Here is a 15,777-nt window from a genome sequence, read left to right as displayed (position 1 = left end):
CGTACTGTGACGCAACTTGTTCATACAAGTTCTCCGCAGTTCCCAACGCACCGCCCACCCTCGTGCGCACCCCTGGAGAAACCGTGACCGTGTCCCTGCCGAGAAACGCCGTCCTCGGCGGCTCCCTCGCCGTCGTCGCCGCACTCGCGCTGAGCGCCTGCGGCGCCGCCCCCGACAACGCGTCCACCAAGACCAAGGACGGCAAGAACGCCGCCACCGCCACCTCCGCGGCCGACTTCGGAGGCCTCGACGCCCTCGTCAAGGCGGCCAAGAAGGAGGGCACGCTCCACATCATCGCGGTGCCCCGCGACTGGGCGAACTACGGCGCCATCATCGACGGCTTCCAGAAGAAGTACGGCGTCAAGATCGAGGACGAGAGCCCCGACGGCTCCAGCCAGGACGAGATCAACGCCGTGACCTCGCGCAAGGGCCAGGACCGCGCCCCCGACGTCCTCGACCTCGGCTCCTCCTTCGCTCTCAGCGCCGCCCAGCAGGGCCTGCTCGCGCCCTACAAGGTGGCCTCCTACGACCAGATCCCCGAGGGCCAGAAGGACCCGCAGGCCCGCTGGTTCAACGACTACGGCGGCTACATCTCCATCGGCTGCGACGCCAAGCGCGTGAAGGTCTGCCCGACCACGTTCAAGGACCTCCTCAAGCCGCAGTACAAGGGCCAGGTCGCGCTCAACGGCAACCCGACCAAGTCCGGCTCGGCCTTCGGCGGCGTCTACGCGGCGGCCCTCGCGAGCGGCGGCTCGTTCGACAGCATCCAGCCCGGCCTCGACTTCTTCGCCAAGCTGAAGAAGAACGGCAACTACACGCCGGTCGAGTCCACCCCGGCCACGGTCGAGAAGGGCGAGACGCCCATCAGCATCGACTGGGACTACCTGAACGCCGGCTACGCCGACGAGTTCAAGTCCAAGGGCGTCGACTGGAAGGTCGCCATCCCGGGCGACGGCCAGTACGCCCAGTACTACTCGCAGGCCATCAACAAGGACGCCCCGCACCCGGCGGCCGCCCGCCTGTGGCAGGAGTACCTGTACAGCGCCGAGGGCCAGAACCTGTGGCTCAAGGGCTACGCCCGCCCGGCGCTGATGACCGCCATGGAGAAGGCCGGCACGCTCGACAAGACCGCCGCCGCCAAGCTCCCGAAGGTCACCGGCACGCCCTCCTTCCCGACCGAGGACCAGCAGAGCAAGGCGAAGACGGTCATCGCGCAGGGCTGGGGTAAGGCCGTCTCCGGATGACCACCGCTCTCACCCGTACGGATGTGGCGCCCGTCGCTTCGGCGAAGCGGCGGCGCCGCGCCCCCGGATGGCTGGCCGTGGTGCCGCTGCTGGTGTTCACGGCGATCGCCTTCGGGCTGCCCGCCCTGGCCATCCTGGACGGCGCCTTCACGGTCAAGGACCAGACGACCGGCGCCGCCTCCTACACGGCCGAGAACCTCTCGGCCTCACTGCAGGGCCCGTACCTCACCGCCCTGGTGGGCAGCGTGAAGCTGTCGGCGGTCTCCGCCGGGCTCGGGGCGCTGCTCGGGCTGCCGCTGGCGCAGGCCGTGGTCAGCTCCCGCTCCCGCGCGCTGCGCGAGGCCGTGCTGACCGCCTCCGGTGTGCTCGCCAACTTCGGCGGCGTCCCGCTGGCCTTCGCCTTCGTCGCCACCCTCGGCAACGCCGGCGTCCTGACCGTGCACCTGGGTCTCACGGACAAGGGCTGGGACCTCTACAGCTTCTGGGGCCTGGTCCTCGTCTACCTGTACTTCCTGATCCCGCTGATGGTCCTCACCATCACCCCGGCCCTGGACGGTCTGCGCGTCCAGTGGCGGGAGGCCGCGCTGAACAACGGCGCCACGGGTGTGCAGTACTGGCGGCACGTGGCCCTGCCCGTGCTCGCGCCCTCCCTGCTCGGCGGTCTCGTGCTGCTGTTCGGCAGCGCCTTCGCCGCCTACGCCACCGCCGCCGCGATGGTGGGCAGCGCGGTCCCGCTCGTCACGCTGCAGATCGCCGACGCCCTCTCCGGCAACGTGCTGGTCGGCCAGGAGAACGTCGCCCTCGCCCTCAGCCTCGACATGGTGCTGGTGGCGGGCCTGGTCATGGCCGTGTACCTGCCCCTGCAACGACGGAGTGCCCGATGGCTCGACGCCTGACACCTTGGCGCTGGGCCGTCCTCGGCCTGGCCGCGCTGTACTTCCTGGTGCCGCTGGGCGCCTCCGTGGTCTTCACGATCGACGTGCCCGGCCACGGCGTCACCTTCGACGCCTACACGCAGATCCTGTCCAGCGACGGCTTCACCTCCAGCCTGCTGCTCTCGCTGGAGCTGGCGGTCGCGACCATCCTGGTCGTCCTGCTGCTGATGGTGCCCGCCGTGGTGGCGCTGCGGCTCGGCGCACCCCGGCTCAGGCCGGTGGTCGAAGTGGTGTGCTCGCTTCCGCTGGTGGTTCCGCCGATCGCGTTCGTCGCGGGGATCGTCACCGTGCTGAAGTGGGGCCCGGACCACCTGTCCCGGACCCCGCTGTTCGAGACGTTCGTGGCGATCCAGAACCCGACCTTCCCGGTCGTGCTGGTCCTCGCCTACGTGGTGATGGCGCTGCCGTTCGTCTACCGCGCCCTGGACGCGGGTCTGCGGGCCATCGACGTACGCACCCTCGTGGAGGCCGCCCGCAGCTGCGGCGCCTCCTGGCCGCAGGCCCTCGTACGGGCCGTGCTGCCGAACCTGCGCGGGGCGCTGCTGAACGCGGCCTTCCTCACGCTGGCGCTGGTCCTCGGCGAGTTCACCGTCGCCCGGCTGCTCGGCTACCAGCCGTTCGCCGTGTGGATCTACAACGTCGGCGGCTCGCAGGCCCAGATGTCCGTCGCCGTGTCCGTGCTCAGCCTGCTCCTCACCTGGGCCCTGCTCCTCGTGCTCGCCGGTGCCGGCGGACGCACCCGAACCGCTTCCTCCCGGGGTTGAACCATGACCGTCACCACGCTTGAGAAGGCGACCGCCGAGAAGGCCGCCACCGTCGAATTCCGGGGCCTGCGACGCGAGTTCGGGACCACCGTCGCCCTCGACGGGCTCGACCTGACCGTCCGCCCGGGCGAGTTCCTGGCCCTGCTCGGCCCCTCCGGCTGCGGCAAGACCACCGCGCTGCGCATGCTCGCCGGGTTCGAACACCCGGACTCCGGCGCCGTGCTGGTGGACGGCCAGGACGTCACCCACGTCCCGGCCCACCGCCGGGACGCCGGGATGGTCTTCCAGTCGTACAGCCTCTTCCCGCATCTGAACGCCGTCGACAACGTCGCCTTCGGGCTGCGCATGCGCAAGGTCCGTACGGCCGAACGACGGTCCCGCGCCGCCGAGTTGCTGGAGCTGGTCGGGCTCGGCGACAAGGGGCAGCGGTTCCCGCACCAGCTCTCCGGGGGGCAGCAGCAGCGCATCGCGCTCGCCCGCGCCCTCGCCCTGCGCCCGCGCGTCCTGCTGCTCGACGAGCCGCTGTCCGCGCTGGACGCCAAGGTGCGCCTGACCCTGCGCGAGGAGATCCGCCGGCTCCAGCAGGAACTCGGCATCACCACCCTCTTCGTCACCCACGACCAGGAGGAGGCCCTCTCGGTCGCCGACCGGGTCGCCGTCATGCGCGCCGGACGGCTCGAACAGTGCGCCGAACCCGCCGAGCTGTACGGCCGTCCCGCCACCGCCTTCGTCGCCGAGTTCGTCGGCACGATGAGCCGGATCCCGGGCGAGCTGAAGAACGGCACGGTCGAGGTGCTCGGGCAGCGGCTGCCGGCCGACGGCGAGGTGCCGGACGGCGCGGTCGACGTGCTGGTGCGGCCGGAGTCCGTCCAGGTGAAGGCCGACGAGCAGGGCAGCGCCCGAGTCGTCGCCACCGCCTTCCTGGGCGCCGTCGTCCGGGTCACCGTACGGCTCGCCGACGGCACCGAGGCCAAGGCCGACCTGCCCACCCACGAGGCCGCCGGACTCGGCGCCGGAGCCGCCGTCGGCGTGTCGCTGCCCGAACGCCCGGTGCTGGTGGCCGAACGTACCCAGAAGTGAGGAACGACGACAACGTGACCCCCCACAACCCCGTACTCCCGCTGCAGGCCGTCCTCTTCGACATGGACGGGACGCTCGTCGACACCGAGCGCCTGTGGTGGGAGGCGGTCGAGCAGGTCGCCGGACGCCCGCTGAGCGAGGCCGACCAGCCGGAGGTGCTCGGCCGGCCCGTCGAGCACACCGCCGCCTGGCTCGCCGCCCCCACCGGACGGACCGAGGCCGACCTCGCGGCCGAGCTGCACCGCGAGTTCGCCGCCCGCGTCCGCACCGGGATCGTGCCCCGCCCCGGCGCCCTGGACCTGCTGGACGCGCTGGCCGCCGCCGGCGTCCCGACCGCCCTGGTCACCGCGTCCCCGCGCGCGGTCGCCGACGTCGTGCTCGACGCCCTCGGCGCCGGACGGTTCGCGGTCTCCGTCACCGCCGACGACACCGACCGCACCAAGCCGGCCCCCGACCCGTACCTCGCCGCCTGCCGGGCGCTGGGCGTCGACCCGGCCTCCTGCGTGGCCGTGGAGGACACCGAGACCGGTGTGGCCTCCGCCGAGGCCGCCGGGTGCGCCGTACTCGCCGTGCCGTCCCTCGCGCCGATCGGCGCGGCGCCCGGGCGGACCGTGCGGGACAGCCTCGTCGGCGTCACGCCCGAGGTGCTGCGCCGGATGGCCGCGCCCGAACTCCGCGTCATGAGCTGGAACCTGTGGCTCGGCGGCAGCCCGGTCGACGACCACCGCGCCAAGCAGGTCAAGGCCGTCCTGGAGAGCGGTGCCGACGTCGTCGGGCTCCAGGAGACCGCCGGTACGGCCGCCCAGGAGCTGGCCGAGGCGCTCGGCTGGCATCACCACCGGGCCGGCGAGAACCTCGGCGTCATCAGCCGGCACCCGGTCACCGCCCGCTTCGGCGACCCGGAGGTCGGCTTCTACGGCGCCGCCGGCGTCCGGATCCGGGTCGCGCCCGGCCGCGAGGTCGACGTGTGGACGGCCCATCTGCACTACACGCCGTACGGTCCCTACGAGGCCGTTCTCGACGGGCTCGGCGCACCCGATCTGATCGCCCACGAGGACGTGCGGCTCGCTCAGATGCGGGACGCGCTGCACCGGATCGCCGAGTCCTCCTCCGAGGGCGTCCCGGTGGTCCTCGTCGGCGACTTCAACTGCCCCTCGCACCTGGACTGGCCGGACGTGGCCTGGCCGGTGACGCGGGCGGCGGCGGACGCGGGGTTCGCGGACTCCTACCGTGAGGTCCATCCCGACCCCGTGGCCGAGCCGGGGCACACCTGGTCGCCGATCCACCCGGTGCACGAGGACGGCAGCGGACGACCGGAGCCGCAGGACCGGATCGACTACGTCCTGCACCGCGGCGGCCTGACCGTGCGCGACGCGCGGACCCTCGTCGTCGGCACCCCGCACGCGTGGCCCGACGTCACGGGCAACGACTGGCCCTCGGACCACGCGGCCGTCGTGACCACCTTCGCACTGCCACGGAAGTGACCCGTGGTTACCGCAGGTCACCATTGCGGACCAGGTGATGATCCCGTAGGTTGTGCCCGCTCTTACTGACTGGTAACAGACAGGTACCCCATGCGCTGGCCCGTCGGCCGTCCCACCACCGTCCGTGCGAGGATCGTGGCGCTCGCTCTCGCCCCGGCCGTCGCGCTGATGGCCCTGTGGAGCTTCGCCATGGTCTCGGTCACCGCCGAACTGCGCGCGCTGATCCGGCTCCAGGGGGTGTACGAGGACTTCGGCACCCCCGTGGACACCGCGATCGGGCAGATCCAGATCGAACGCCGGATGTCCGCCGCCTACCTGGGCGCCCGCCTGGACACGGCGACGGCGGGGGACCTGCTCGGCCAGGAGCGCCGTACCGACCGGGCCGTGGACGCCATGCGGCACGCGGTCCGGGACGGCGACCGCGGGCGGCTCACCGACCGGCAGCGGCAGGCCCTGGACACCATGGTCGCCACCACCGGGAAGCTGGAGGCGCTGCGCGAGCGCGTGCTGTCCCGGAACATCACCTGGGACCGGGCGGTCGACGAGTACAGCACGCTCGTCGAGCCCGGTTTCGACGTGCAGTCGACGCTCACCGCGCTCCAGGCCGGGCAGCTCGCCCGGGAGGCCCAGGTCGTCATCGAGCTGGTGCGAGTACGGGAGTTCGTGTCCCGGGAGGACGCCCTGGTCGCCGGGGCACGGGCGGCCGGGACCCTGACCGACCGGCAGTACGACACCCTGACCGCCACCATCGAGGACCGGCGCGTCTTCGAGCGGACGTACGTACCGGACCTGCCCGCCGACTCGCGCGGCCTGTTCCAGGAGTTCCAGCGCGGTGACCTCTACCGCTCGCTGACGCAGGGCGAGGACGCGCTGCTGCGGTCCGGAGCCGCGGGAGCCGGGCAGGCCGTCGCGGGGGACACCTGGCGGACCACCTCCGACCGGGCCGTCAAGCGCTACATGCAGCTGTGCACCCGCTCCGCCGAGAACTCCGCGGTGCGCGGCCGGGCCTTCGCGTACCACGAGCTGACCAAGGCCGCCGTCGTCGGCGCGGTCGGGCTGGCCGCCGTCGCACTGTCCCTGTGGTTCGCGGTACGCGGTGCGCGGCGCATCTCGCGGCGCCTGGAGACCCTGCGGGACGCGGCCGACGTGCTGAGCACACGCCAGCTCCCGGACGTGATGCGCAGGCTGAGCGCCGGCGAGGACGTGGACGCGCTGGCCGAGGCACCGCCACTGGCCGCGGACGAGATCAGGGACGACGAGATCGGCCAGGTCGGCCGGTCCTTCAACACCGCGCGGCTCGCCGCCGTGGAGGCGGCCGTCAGGCAGGCGACCCTGCGCCGGGGTCTGTTCGCGGTGCTGCTCAACATCGCGCGCCGCAACCAGGCGCTGGTGCACCGGCAGCTGAAGCTCGTCGACACGCTGGAGCGGCGCACCGAGGACCCCGACATCCTGCGCCAGCTGTTCCGCATCGACCATCTGACGACCCGGATGCGCCGGCACGCGGAGAGCCTGATCATCCTCTCCGGCTCGGCGCCGGGCCGCCGCTGGCGCAGGCCCGTGCCGGTCGCGGACGTCGTCGCATCGGCGGTGAGCGAGATCGAGGACTACGCGCGCGTGGTGGTGCCGCCGATGCCCGAGGTCGGCGTCGCGGCGGACGCGGTCGCCGACGTCGTCCACCTCGTCGCCGAACTCCTGGAGAACGCCACGGCGTTCTCGCCGCCGCACACCCAGGTCACCCTGCGCCCCGGACGGGTCGGCAGCGGCTTCGTGCTGGAGATCGACGACCGCGGCCTCGGCCTCGACGCCGAGCAGCGCGCGGAGGCGCACCGCACCCTCACCGACGCCGACGCCTTCGACCCCACCCGGCACGACCGGCTCGGCCTGTACGTCGTCGGCCGCCTCGCCGCCCGGCACGGCATCGAGGTGAACCTGCGAGATTCGCCGTACGGCGGTACCACCGCGGTGGTGCTGCTCCCGGAGGGGGTGCTGGCGGAGGTGGAGCCGGCTGGGGCACCGTCCGCCCGGGCCGAGGGACGGGACCCGGTGGCACACCGGCTTGCCCCGGCGCAGCTGCCGAGTCCGGCCGAGCGGACCGCGCCGGTGCTGGAGCTGCCCACCAGGAGGCGAGCCGCATCTCGGCCCGCGATCGCGCCCGGATCTTCACCGCACGAGCCCCGCACGTCGGACGAGCCCCGCACGTCGGACGCGCCCGGCTCGGAGGCGGCGCCCGGCCGCGAGTCGGCACATGGCCCGGAGGCGGCGCCCGGCCGCGAGTCGGCACATGGCCTGGAGGCGGCGCCCGGCCTGGAGGCGGCGCCCGGCCTGGAGGCGGCGCCCGGCCCGGAGGCGGCGCCCGGCCCGGAGGCGGCGCCCGGCCCCGAGTCGGCACCCGGCCCGGAGCCCGCCCCCGCCCTGCCCACCCGCACCCGCCAGGCCTCCCTCGTCCGCGAGCTGCGCGACGATCCGCCGCCCCGCGACGCGGAACCCGGGCGTGAGGTCGACGCCGACGAGATGCGGGCGATCTTCGGCGCCTTCCAGCGGGGCCTGGACCGGGGCCGAAAGGGCCTGCCGGCCACCCCACACACAGACGACCCGAACACCGACGCCGACGAAGGGACGGACACCGACGATGCACGGTGACGACGAGACCCCCGAGAACCCCGCCCCGCCCGTCGGAACGCCCGGCACGGATCTCGGCTGGCTGCTGGACGACCTCGTGGATCGGACCGACCACGTCCGCCAGGCGGTGCTGCTGACGGCCGACGGCCTGGCGCTCAGCTGCTCGCAGGGCATGCGCCGGCGGGACATCGAGCACCTGGCCGCCGTCTGCTCCGGCTTCCACGGCCTCGCCCGCTCCGTGGGGGAGCGGTTCGAGGCGGGGCAGGTGCGGCAGACCATGGTCATGCTGGAGGACGCCTACCTGTTCATCACCCCGGCCGGGAACGGCAGCCGCCTGGCCGTGCTGAGCGAGGCGCGGACCGACGTGGGCCAGCTCGCCCACGAGATGGCCCTGCTCGTCCGCCGCCTCGGCCGCCATCTGGACGCCGCCACCCGCTCGGCCCCCTGATCCCGCGGTGAGCGACGAGCACTGGTACGAGGACGAGACCGGGTCGATGGTCCGTCCCTACACCGTGACCCGGGGCCGCACCCGGCCCTCGGACCGGCACACCATCGACCTGATGTCCCGGGTCACGGCCCTGGAGCCGGACGGCGCGGCGCACCCGGAACTCGACCACGCCCGCGCCGCGCTGCTCGATCTGATCCGCCGCGGCGCACGCCCGGTGGCCGAGCTGGCCGCGGACGCCGACCTGCCCCTGACCGTCGTCCGGGTCCTGCTCGGCGACCTTGCCGAGGCCGGTCTGATCCGCATCGACGAGCCCCGCCGCCTGCCGGTCAGGGGTCCGGCCGCCGATCCGGGGCTGCTGCGGGAGATCGTGGCGCGGCTGAAGGAGCTGTAGCCGCCGCGCCGGCGAGTTCGGTCAGCATCCCGGCGGTCTCCCGGTCCGCCGGCAGGAAGGCCTCCAGGCGCAGCTCGGCCACCGTGACGTCGGTCGCCGTGCCGAAGTGCGTGAGCGTGGTGATCAGCGTCAGCTCGCGGCCGTCGTCCGGACCGGGTGCCCGCAGCCGCAGCGGTACGGCGAAGCCCAGGTGGTCCGGCGACTCGCGGGGCCGCGCCGGAGCCAGTTCGGCGAGGCCGGCCGCCAGCCGCCGCAGCCGGTCGTCCGGGTTGCGCACGCTCTCGGCCCGGACCGCGTCGATGATGTGCCACGCCCACTGCTCCAGGTTGACGATGCGGGGCGCCAGGCCCTGCGGATGCAGCAGCACCCGGGGAACGCTCACCGGCGGAACGAGCAGGTGCGGGGCCACGCCGGCGATGAGCGCGTGGAAGGCCGCGTTGGCCGAGACGAGGTCGCCGTACCGGTCGACGACCACCGCCGGGTACGGCAGATGGCCCTCCAGTATCCGTTCGAGCGCGGTACGCACCGGTTCGAGCCGCGGGTCGTCCAGGCTGCTCCGCGGGTACGCCGGGGCGAAGCCGGCCGCGAGCAGCAGCTCGTTGCGTTCGCGGATCGGCACCTCGAGGGACTCGGCCAGCCGGATGATCATCGACCGGCCGGGAGCCGACCGGCCGCTCTCGATGAAGCTGACGTGCCGCTGCGTCGTTCCGGCCCGCGTGGCCAGCTCCAGCTGGCTGACCCGCCGCCGGGTGCGCCAGTCGCGCAACGCGCCGGCGAGCGGGCCTGTGGTCGTTTCACCGATCATGCCTCCTGTTTAGCCCGCCCGGCGGCGGCCGGGCGATACCCCGCGGGGAATTGCCGCCGGTACGCCCGGCGCAGCAGGGTCGTGGCCGTACACCGGACCTGCGCAACCGAGGGGAACGACCATGTCCGACACCGGCATCAGCCGACTCACCGAGAAGTACGTCGCCGTCTGGAACGAGCCCGACGCGGAGCGGCGCCGCACCGCGATCCGTGAGCTGTGGTCCGACGAGGCGGTCCATGTGCTGCAGCCGCCCAAGGAGCTGGCGGAGGCCGCCGAGGGCCTGGGCTTCGACCGGCTCGCCCTGGAGGCACGCGGGCACGGCGCGCTGGAGTTCCGGGTGACGCGGGCCCACGAGGAGTTCGTCGCGCCCGGCACCTTCGTCTTCCGCTCGCGCGGCGACGCCGACCGGCTCCACGACGTCGTGAAGTTCCACTGGGAGATGACGCCCAGGGACGGCGGCGAGCCCGCCGGGGTGGGCCTGGAGGTCCTCGTGCTCGGCCCCGACGGCCGGATCGTCGGCGACTACCAGTTCATCGAGGGGTGACCGGCGGTGATCCCTTCCACGGTACGCAGCTATCACCTCGGCGCCGGCGGCGGCCTGGACGGCCTCTCGCTGCGCACGCACGAGCCGCGCACCCCCGGACCCGGCGAGGTCGCGGTCGCCGTCCGCGCCGTCTCGCTCAGTTTCCGCGAGCTGCTGGTGCTGCGTGGGACGTACGTGCTGCCCGTGAAGCCGGACGTCGTGCCGGTCTCGGACGGGGCCGGCGAGGTCGTCGCCGTCGGGCCGGACGTCCACCGGGTGCGGCCCGGCGACCGCGTCGCCTCCACCGTGTTCCCGCACTGGCTGGACGGACCGCTGGAACCGGACCGCCTGCCGCAGCTCGGCGGCACCCTCGACGGAATGCTGACCGAGCTGGCGATCCTCCCCGAGGACGCCCTCGTCCACGTCCCCGGCCACCTCTCCTACGCCGAGGCGGCGACGCTGCCCTGCGCCGCCGTCACGGCGTGGAACGCGCTGACCGGCGACGGCCGCGGAGTGCGCAGCGGACAGACCGTGCTGACCACCGGCTCCGGCGGGGTGTCACTGTTCACGCTGCAGTTCGCGACACTCCTGGGCGCGCGGGTGATCGCCACGACCGGCAGCCCGGCCAAGAAGGCGCGACTGCGCGAACTGGGCGCCGACGAGGTCGTCGACCACCGCGAGGTCCCGGACTGGCACCGCGCCGTCCGGGAACTGACCGGCGGGCGGGGTGTCGACCGTGTCGTCGACACCGCCGGCACCCTGGACCAGTCGCTGAGGTCGATCGCCGTCGACGGGCATGTCGCCCTCGTCGGGTCCGTCTCCGGCGACTGGTCCCCGATCGACCCGCGGCTGCTGTTCCGTGCGGCCGCCACCGTCCGGGCGGTGGCCGTGGGCAGCCGCGCCCAGTTCACCGCCATGAACGACACCATCGCCGCGCACCGGCTGCGACCGGTGGTCGACCGGGTCTTCCCCTTCGAGGAGGCCGCCGAGGCCTACCGCTACTACGAGTCGGCGAGCCCCCTCGGAAAGGTGGTCATCGGCGTCGGATGACCCTCACAGCGCCGGGTTCCACGGCACGACCTCGAAGTCGCCCGTGCCCCGCTTCACCTTCTCGAAGGGCGCCGACGAGACGCACGGCGGCAGGTCCTTGGTGTCCGTGGGGCTGCCGACCCCGGCCCAGCTGTAGCCCAGTCGGTCGTGCCGGCCGAGGTCGTGGACCGTGACACCGACCCGCTTGCCCTTGGCCCCGGGCAGGTCCGAGGCCGTGATCACGCCGGAGACGACGGCGACCTTCCCGCCGGTGACCAGGCAGTCCACCTTCGCCTTGGCCCAGGCGCCGTTCCCGTGCAGGTAGTGGCTGAACTCGAACGTTCCGGTGGCCTTGCGCGGATTCATGTTGTCCTTCGGCGCCAGATGCGCGTCGAAGGAGAAGGTGATGTCGTCCCCGGCCGACCGGTACAGCTGGGCCGTGCCGGTGAGCGCGGCGGCCTCCCGCTGGGGATGATGCGCCCCGGCTCCCGAGGCCATCGCCGCGCCCGCCGTCCCGGCGGTGATCAGCAGGGCGGCGGCACAGGTGATGGCGGCGATCCTCGTACGACGCTGCATGACGGTCCTTTCCGCAGGTCAAGAGTGTGAACTGAACGCTCACCACTCTCCCGGCGACGGGCCCTCGGCACATCGCTCCGCAGGCGGCATCCCGCCTCCCCCGTCCGGCGGGGAAGCCCCACCGCGCCCTGCGCCTCCGGGCGGAGGGGAGCCCCGCCCCGGGGCGCGCAACGAATCGCCGCCCGACCCCCCTGTCACGCAACAATCCGCGCACCGGCGCGCAACGGCTCCCGCTTGTCCGGCCGAGCGCGGCGACCGTACCTTTTTTGTGGCCCCCAAACCCCCCTTTCCGGTGAGGAACCCGCATGCGCACCGCACTGCTCCAGAGCTCCGGCCGCCCCGGCTCGGTCGCCGAGAACCTCAAGGTCCTCGACGAGGCCGCGGGCCGCGCCGCCGCCGCGGGCGCCGCGCTGCTGGCCGCTCCGGAGATGTTCCTCACCGGCTACGCGATCGGCGACGCCGTCGGCCGCCTCGCCGAGCCCGCCGACGGCGACTCCGCCGACGCGATCGCCGAGATCGCCACCCGGCACGGCCTGGCCATCGCCTACGGCTATCCGGAGCGGGACGGCGAGACCGTCTACAACTCCGCCCAGCTGATCTCCGCCGACGGCACCCGGCTCGCGAACTACCGCAAGACCCATCTGTTCGGCTGCTTCGAGCGCGACCACTTCACACCGGGCGAGCAGCCGGTCGTCCAGGCCGAGCTGAACGGCCTGACCGTCGGCATGATGATCTGCTACGACGTCGAGTTCCCGGAGAACGTCCGCGCCCACGCGCTGGCCGGCACCGACCTGCTGATCGTGCCGACCGCGCAGATGCACCCCTTCCAGTTCGTCGCCGAGTCCCTCGTGCCGGTACGGGCCTGGGAGAACCAGATGTACGTCGCGTACGTCAACCGGGTCGGCCCCGAGGGCGAGTTCGAGTTCGTCGGACTGTCCGTCCTCGCGGGCCCCGACGGCATCGCCCGCACCCGCGCCGGCCGCGGCGAGGAGCTGGTGTTCGCCGACGCCGACCCCGGCTTCCTGGCCGCGTCCCGCGAGGCCAACCCGTATCTGCAGGACCGCCGCCCCGGCCTGTACGGATCCCTGGTCTGACCTCCCCCCGCCTGACCCCCGCCCTCCCCGCCCCACCCCCCGCGCAAGGAGTCCGTACCCCATGACGTCCACGGTGCCCAACGCCGTCGAGCACGCCGACGAGCAGCAGCCGCCGATCACCATGTTCGGCCCGGACTTCCCCTACGCATACGACGACTTCCTCGCCCACCCGGCGGGGCTCGGCCAGATCCCGGCGACCGAGCACGGCACCGAGGTCGCCGTCATCGGCGGCGGTCTGTCCGGCATCGTGGCCGCCTACGAGCTGATGAAGATGGGCCTCAAGCCCGTCGTCTACGAGGCCGACCAGATCGGCGGCCGGCTGCGCACCGTCGGCTTCGAGGGCTGCGACGACTCGCTGACCGCCGAGATGGGCGCGATGCGCTTCCCGCCGTCCTCCACGGCCCTCCAGCACTACATCGACATGGTGGGCCTGGAGACCACGCCCTTCCCGAACCCGCTGGCCGAGGCCACCCCGTCCACCGTCGTGGACCTCAAGGGCGAGTCGCACTACGCCGAGACCATCGACGACCTGCCCCAGGTGTACCGGGACGTCGCCGAGGCCTGGAACAAGTGCCTCGACGAGGGCGCCGACTTCTCCGACATGAACCGCGCCATGCGCGAGCGCGACGTCCCGCGCATCCGCGAGATCTGGGCGAAGCTGGTCGAGAAGCTCGACAACCAGACCTTCTACGGTTTCCTCTGCGACTCCGAGGCCTTCAAGTCCTTCCGGCACCGCGAGATCTTCGGCCAGGTCGGCTTCGGCACCGGCGGCTGGGACACCGACTTCCCGAACTCCATCCTGGAGATCCTGCGGGTCGTCTACACCGAGGCCGACGACCACCACCGCGGCATCGTCGGCGGCTCCCAGCAGCTGCCGCTGCGCATGTGGGAGCGCGAGCCCGAGAAGATCGTCCACTGGCCGTACGGCACCTCGCTGAAGTCCCTGCACATGGACGGCGAGCCGAAGCCGGCCGTGACCCGGCTGCACCGCACCGCGGGCAACCAGATCACGGTGACGGACGCCAACGGCGACATCCGCACCTACAAGGCGGCCATCTTCACCGCCCAGTCCTGGATGCTGCTGTCCAAGATCGCCTGCGACGACTCGCTCTTCCCGATCGACCACTGGACCGCGATCGAGCGCACCCACTACATGGAGTCCTCGAAGCTCTTCGTGCCCGTGGACCGGCCGTTCTGGCTGGACAAGGCCGTCGACGACAAGGGAAATCCGACCGGCCGGGACGTCATGTCGATGACGCTCACCGACCGCATGACCCGCGGTACCTACCTGCTGGACGACGGCCCGGACAAGCCCGCCGTGATCTGCCTGTCCTACACCTGGTGCGACGACAGCCTGAAGTGGCTGCCGCTGTCCGCGAACGAGCGGATGGAGGTCATGCTGAAGTCGCTCGGCGAGATCTACCCGAACGTCGACATCCGGAAGCACATCATCGGCAACCCGGTGACCGTCTCCTGGGAGAACGAGCCCTACTTCATGGGCGCGTTCAAGGCCAACCTGCCCGGGCACTACCGCTACCAGCGGCGCCTGTTCACGCACTTCATGCAGGACCGGCTGCCCGAGGACAAGCGGGGCATCTTCCTCGCCGGCGACGACATCTCCTGGACGGCCGGCTGGGCCGAGGGCGCGATCCAGACCGCGCTGAACGCGGTCTGGGGCGTCATGCACCACTTCGGCGGCGAGACCGACGCGGCCAACCCGGGCCCGGGTGACGTCTACGACGAGATCGCGCCGGTCGAGCTTCCCGAGGACTGACCGGGAGTCGGACCGAGGCGCGGGCGGCCGGACTCAGACTCCGGCCGCCCGCGCCTTCTCGAACAGTTCGGCGGCGACGTCCTTGAGCTCCTGCGCGTCCCGCGCGGTGCCCTGGAGATCGACGAGGATCTCCTCCAGACCGATCTGCGCGTGCGCCACCAGGTCCTCGACGATCTGATCGACGTCGCCCTGGAAGGGGCTGCGGTCCGCGCCCTCGTAGGCCTTGGGCAGGCGGACACAGTTCACCCGCAGCACCGTCCGGATCGGTTCCTTCCGGCCGCGCTCGGCCGCCAGGTCCTGCAACCGCCGCCACTGCCCGGCGATCTGCTCCACGCCCATGCCCACCGGAAGCCAGCCGTCGGCGTGGTCGACGAGCCGGGTCAGCGCCTTCCTGTTGCTCGCGGCCAGCAGGATGGGGATCGGCCGCGCGGGCTTGGGCCCGACCACGGCGGACTCGATCCTGGTGATACGGCCGTCGTAGCGGACCGGGTCCGGGCCCCACACCGCCCGGCACACCTCGATGATCTCGTCGAGCACCTTGCCGCGCTCCGCGATCGGCCGGACGCCGGCGGCAGCGTACTCGTCCAGCGACCAGCCGGTGCCGAAGCCCGCGATCACCCGGCCGCCGCTCGCCGCGTCCAGCGAGGCGAGGGCCTTGGCGAGCTGGAACGGGATGTGCAGCGGCGCGACCAGCACGCTGGAGCCGAGCCGGGCCCGCTCGGTGGCCGCGGCGGCCAGGGTGAGGGTGATCAGCGGGTCCGCCACGTTCCGGTACTGGTCGGGCCAGGGCAGGCCCTCGACGCCGTACAGGCCCTGGACGGCGGGCTCCGGGAAGAGGGCTCGCTCGAAGACCCACAGGCTGTCGTAACCGATCTCCTCGGCGGCGCGCGCCACGTCGGGCACGTCCTTGCCGATGGAGTACTGCCGCATCTGGGGAAGACTCAGGCCGAGCCGGGTCGCCATACCGCTGCTCCTCTGCGCTGGGTGTTGAACCGTCAACGTACGGCGATG

Annotated in this window: 15 protein-coding genes; 12 read left to right on the top strand and 3 right to left on the bottom strand. The window is 72.7% G+C overall.

Features of this window, described 5'->3' with window-relative positions:
- Positions 1–83: 83 nt before the first annotated feature.
- The 8 genes from FB157_RS18415 (at position 84) to FB157_RS18380 (ending at position 8,965) form a co-directional block, all read left to right on the top strand.
- Positions 84–1,244, top strand: coding sequence for an ABC transporter substrate-binding protein (locus FB157_RS18415; RefSeq protein WP_145881066.1), 1,161 nt, complete (start codon positions 84–86; stop codon positions 1,242–1,244).
- Entirely contained in the window at positions 1,241–2,140 is a 900-nt protein-coding gene (locus FB157_RS18410) for an ABC transporter permease subunit (protein ID WP_145881064.1), read from the top strand. Before FB157_RS18415 ends, FB157_RS18410 begins: the two co-directional genes overlap by 4 nt.
- Positions 2,125–2,943 (top strand): ABC transporter permease, encoded by an 819-nt coding sequence (locus FB157_RS18405; RefSeq protein ID WP_145881062.1) that lies wholly within the window; start codon positions 2,125–2,127, stop codon positions 2,941–2,943. The genes FB157_RS18410 and FB157_RS18405 overlap by 16 nt, the downstream gene beginning before the upstream one ends.
- A gap of 3 nt (positions 2,944–2,946) precedes the next feature.
- Positions 2,947–4,023 carry an ABC transporter ATP-binding protein gene (locus FB157_RS18400; RefSeq protein ID WP_145881060.1) on the top strand — a complete coding sequence of 359 codons (1,077 nt, stop codon included), beginning with the start codon at positions 2,947–2,949 and terminating at the stop codon, positions 4,021–4,023.
- A gap of 14 nt (positions 4,024–4,037) precedes the next feature.
- A complete protein-coding gene (locus FB157_RS18395) occupies positions 4,038–5,507 on the top strand; it encodes an HAD-IA family hydrolase (protein WP_145881059.1) in 1,470 nt (489 codons plus the stop codon).
- A gap of 90 nt (positions 5,508–5,597) precedes the next feature.
- Positions 5,598–8,147 (top strand): nitrate- and nitrite sensing domain-containing protein, encoded by a 2,550-nt coding sequence (locus FB157_RS18390; RefSeq protein WP_145881057.1) that lies wholly within the window; start codon positions 5,598–5,600, stop codon positions 8,145–8,147.
- Positions 8,137–8,574, top strand: a complete 438-nt coding sequence (locus tag FB157_RS18385; RefSeq protein ID WP_145881055.1) for a roadblock/LC7 domain-containing protein — start codon at positions 8,137–8,139, stop codon at positions 8,572–8,574. The genes FB157_RS18390 and FB157_RS18385 overlap by 11 nt, the downstream gene beginning before the upstream one ends.
- Positions 8,575–8,581: 7 nt before the next feature.
- A complete protein-coding gene (locus FB157_RS18380; RefSeq protein WP_261386367.1) occupies positions 8,582–8,965 on the top strand; it encodes a DUF742 domain-containing protein in 384 nt (127 codons plus the stop codon).
- Here the strand turns inward: FB157_RS18380 and FB157_RS18375 are convergent.
- Complete coding sequence (locus FB157_RS18375; RefSeq protein ID WP_145881053.1) at positions 8,901–9,770, bottom strand: helix-turn-helix domain-containing protein; 870 nt, start codon at positions 9,768–9,770, stop codon at positions 8,901–8,903. The genes FB157_RS18380 and FB157_RS18375 overlap by 65 nt on opposite strands.
- Before the next feature lie 121 nt (positions 9,771–9,891).
- Here FB157_RS18375 and FB157_RS18370 point away from each other — a divergent pair, with 121 nt between their 5' ends.
- Together FB157_RS18370 and FB157_RS18365 are read left to right on the top strand one after the other, a co-directional pair.
- A complete protein-coding gene (locus FB157_RS18370) occupies positions 9,892–10,314 on the top strand; it encodes a hypothetical protein (protein WP_145881051.1) in 423 nt (140 codons plus the stop codon).
- A 6-nt stretch (positions 10,315–10,320) separates the two neighbouring features.
- Complete coding sequence (locus FB157_RS18365; protein ID WP_261386366.1) at positions 10,321–11,343, top strand: NAD(P)-dependent alcohol dehydrogenase; 1,023 nt, start codon at positions 10,321–10,323, stop codon at positions 11,341–11,343.
- A gap of 3 nt (positions 11,344–11,346) precedes the next feature.
- On the opposite strand, the gene FB157_RS18360 is transcribed toward FB157_RS18365, so the two are convergent.
- A complete protein-coding gene (locus FB157_RS18360; protein ID WP_145881049.1) occupies positions 11,347–11,898 on the bottom strand; it encodes a Repetin in 552 nt (183 codons plus the stop codon).
- 305 nt (positions 11,899–12,203) lie between these two features.
- Here FB157_RS18360 and FB157_RS18355 point away from each other — a divergent pair, with 305 nt between their 5' ends.
- Both FB157_RS18355 and FB157_RS18350 read left to right on the top strand, forming a co-directional pair.
- Positions 12,204–12,992, top strand: a complete 789-nt coding sequence (locus FB157_RS18355) for a carbon-nitrogen hydrolase family protein (protein ID WP_145881047.1) — start codon at positions 12,204–12,206, stop codon at positions 12,990–12,992.
- Positions 12,993–13,053: 61 nt separating this feature from the next.
- Positions 13,054–14,766 carry an NAD(P)/FAD-dependent oxidoreductase gene (locus tag FB157_RS18350; RefSeq protein ID WP_145881046.1) on the top strand — a complete coding sequence of 571 codons (1,713 nt, stop codon included), beginning with the start codon at positions 13,054–13,056 and terminating at the stop codon, positions 14,764–14,766.
- 33 nt (positions 14,767–14,799) lie between these two features.
- Here the strand turns inward: FB157_RS18350 and FB157_RS18345 are convergent, their stop codons facing one another.
- Positions 14,800–15,729 (bottom strand): LLM class F420-dependent oxidoreductase, encoded by a 930-nt coding sequence (locus tag FB157_RS18345; protein ID WP_145881044.1) that lies wholly within the window; start codon positions 15,727–15,729, stop codon positions 14,800–14,802.
- Between the last annotated feature and the right edge of the window lie 48 nt (positions 15,730–15,777).

Origin of the sequence: Streptomyces sp. BK340, from assembly GCF_007827595.1 — a bacterium.
GTDB lineage: Bacteria > Actinomycetota > Actinomycetes > Streptomycetales > Streptomycetaceae > Streptomyces.
Note: the sequence above shows the minus strand (reverse complement) of the source record. Positions and strands in the feature narration are given on the sequence as shown.

Coding starts and splice junctions, on each gene's coding strand:
- FB157_RS18350 (WP_145881046.1), top strand. CDS start 13,054: ATGACGTCCACGGTGCCCAACGCCGTCGAGCACGCCGACGAGCAGCAG.
- FB157_RS18360 (WP_145881049.1), bottom strand. CDS start 11,898: ATGCAGCGTCGTACGAGGATCGCCGCCATCACCTGTGCCGCCGCCCTG.
- FB157_RS18400 (WP_145881060.1), top strand. CDS start 2,947: ATGACCGTCACCACGCTTGAGAAGGCGACCGCCGAGAAGGCCGCCACC.
- FB157_RS18375 (WP_145881053.1), bottom strand. CDS start 9,770: ATGATCGGTGAAACGACCACAGGCCCGCTCGCCGGCGCGTTGCGCGAC.
- FB157_RS18345 (WP_145881044.1), bottom strand. CDS start 15,729: ATGGCGACCCGGCTCGGCCTGAGTCTTCCCCAGATGCGGCAGTACTCC.
- FB157_RS18405 (WP_145881062.1), top strand. CDS start 2,125: ATGGCTCGACGCCTGACACCTTGGCGCTGGGCCGTCCTCGGCCTGGCC.
- FB157_RS18370 (WP_145881051.1), top strand. CDS start 9,892: ATGTCCGACACCGGCATCAGCCGACTCACCGAGAAGTACGTCGCCGTC.
- FB157_RS18390 (WP_145881057.1), top strand. CDS start 5,598: ATGCGCTGGCCCGTCGGCCGTCCCACCACCGTCCGTGCGAGGATCGTG.
- FB157_RS18355 (WP_145881047.1), top strand. CDS start 12,204: ATGCGCACCGCACTGCTCCAGAGCTCCGGCCGCCCCGGCTCGGTCGCC.
- FB157_RS18385 (WP_145881055.1), top strand. CDS start 8,137: ATGCACGGTGACGACGAGACCCCCGAGAACCCCGCCCCGCCCGTCGGA.
- FB157_RS18410 (WP_145881064.1), top strand. CDS start 1,241: ATGACCACCGCTCTCACCCGTACGGATGTGGCGCCCGTCGCTTCGGCG.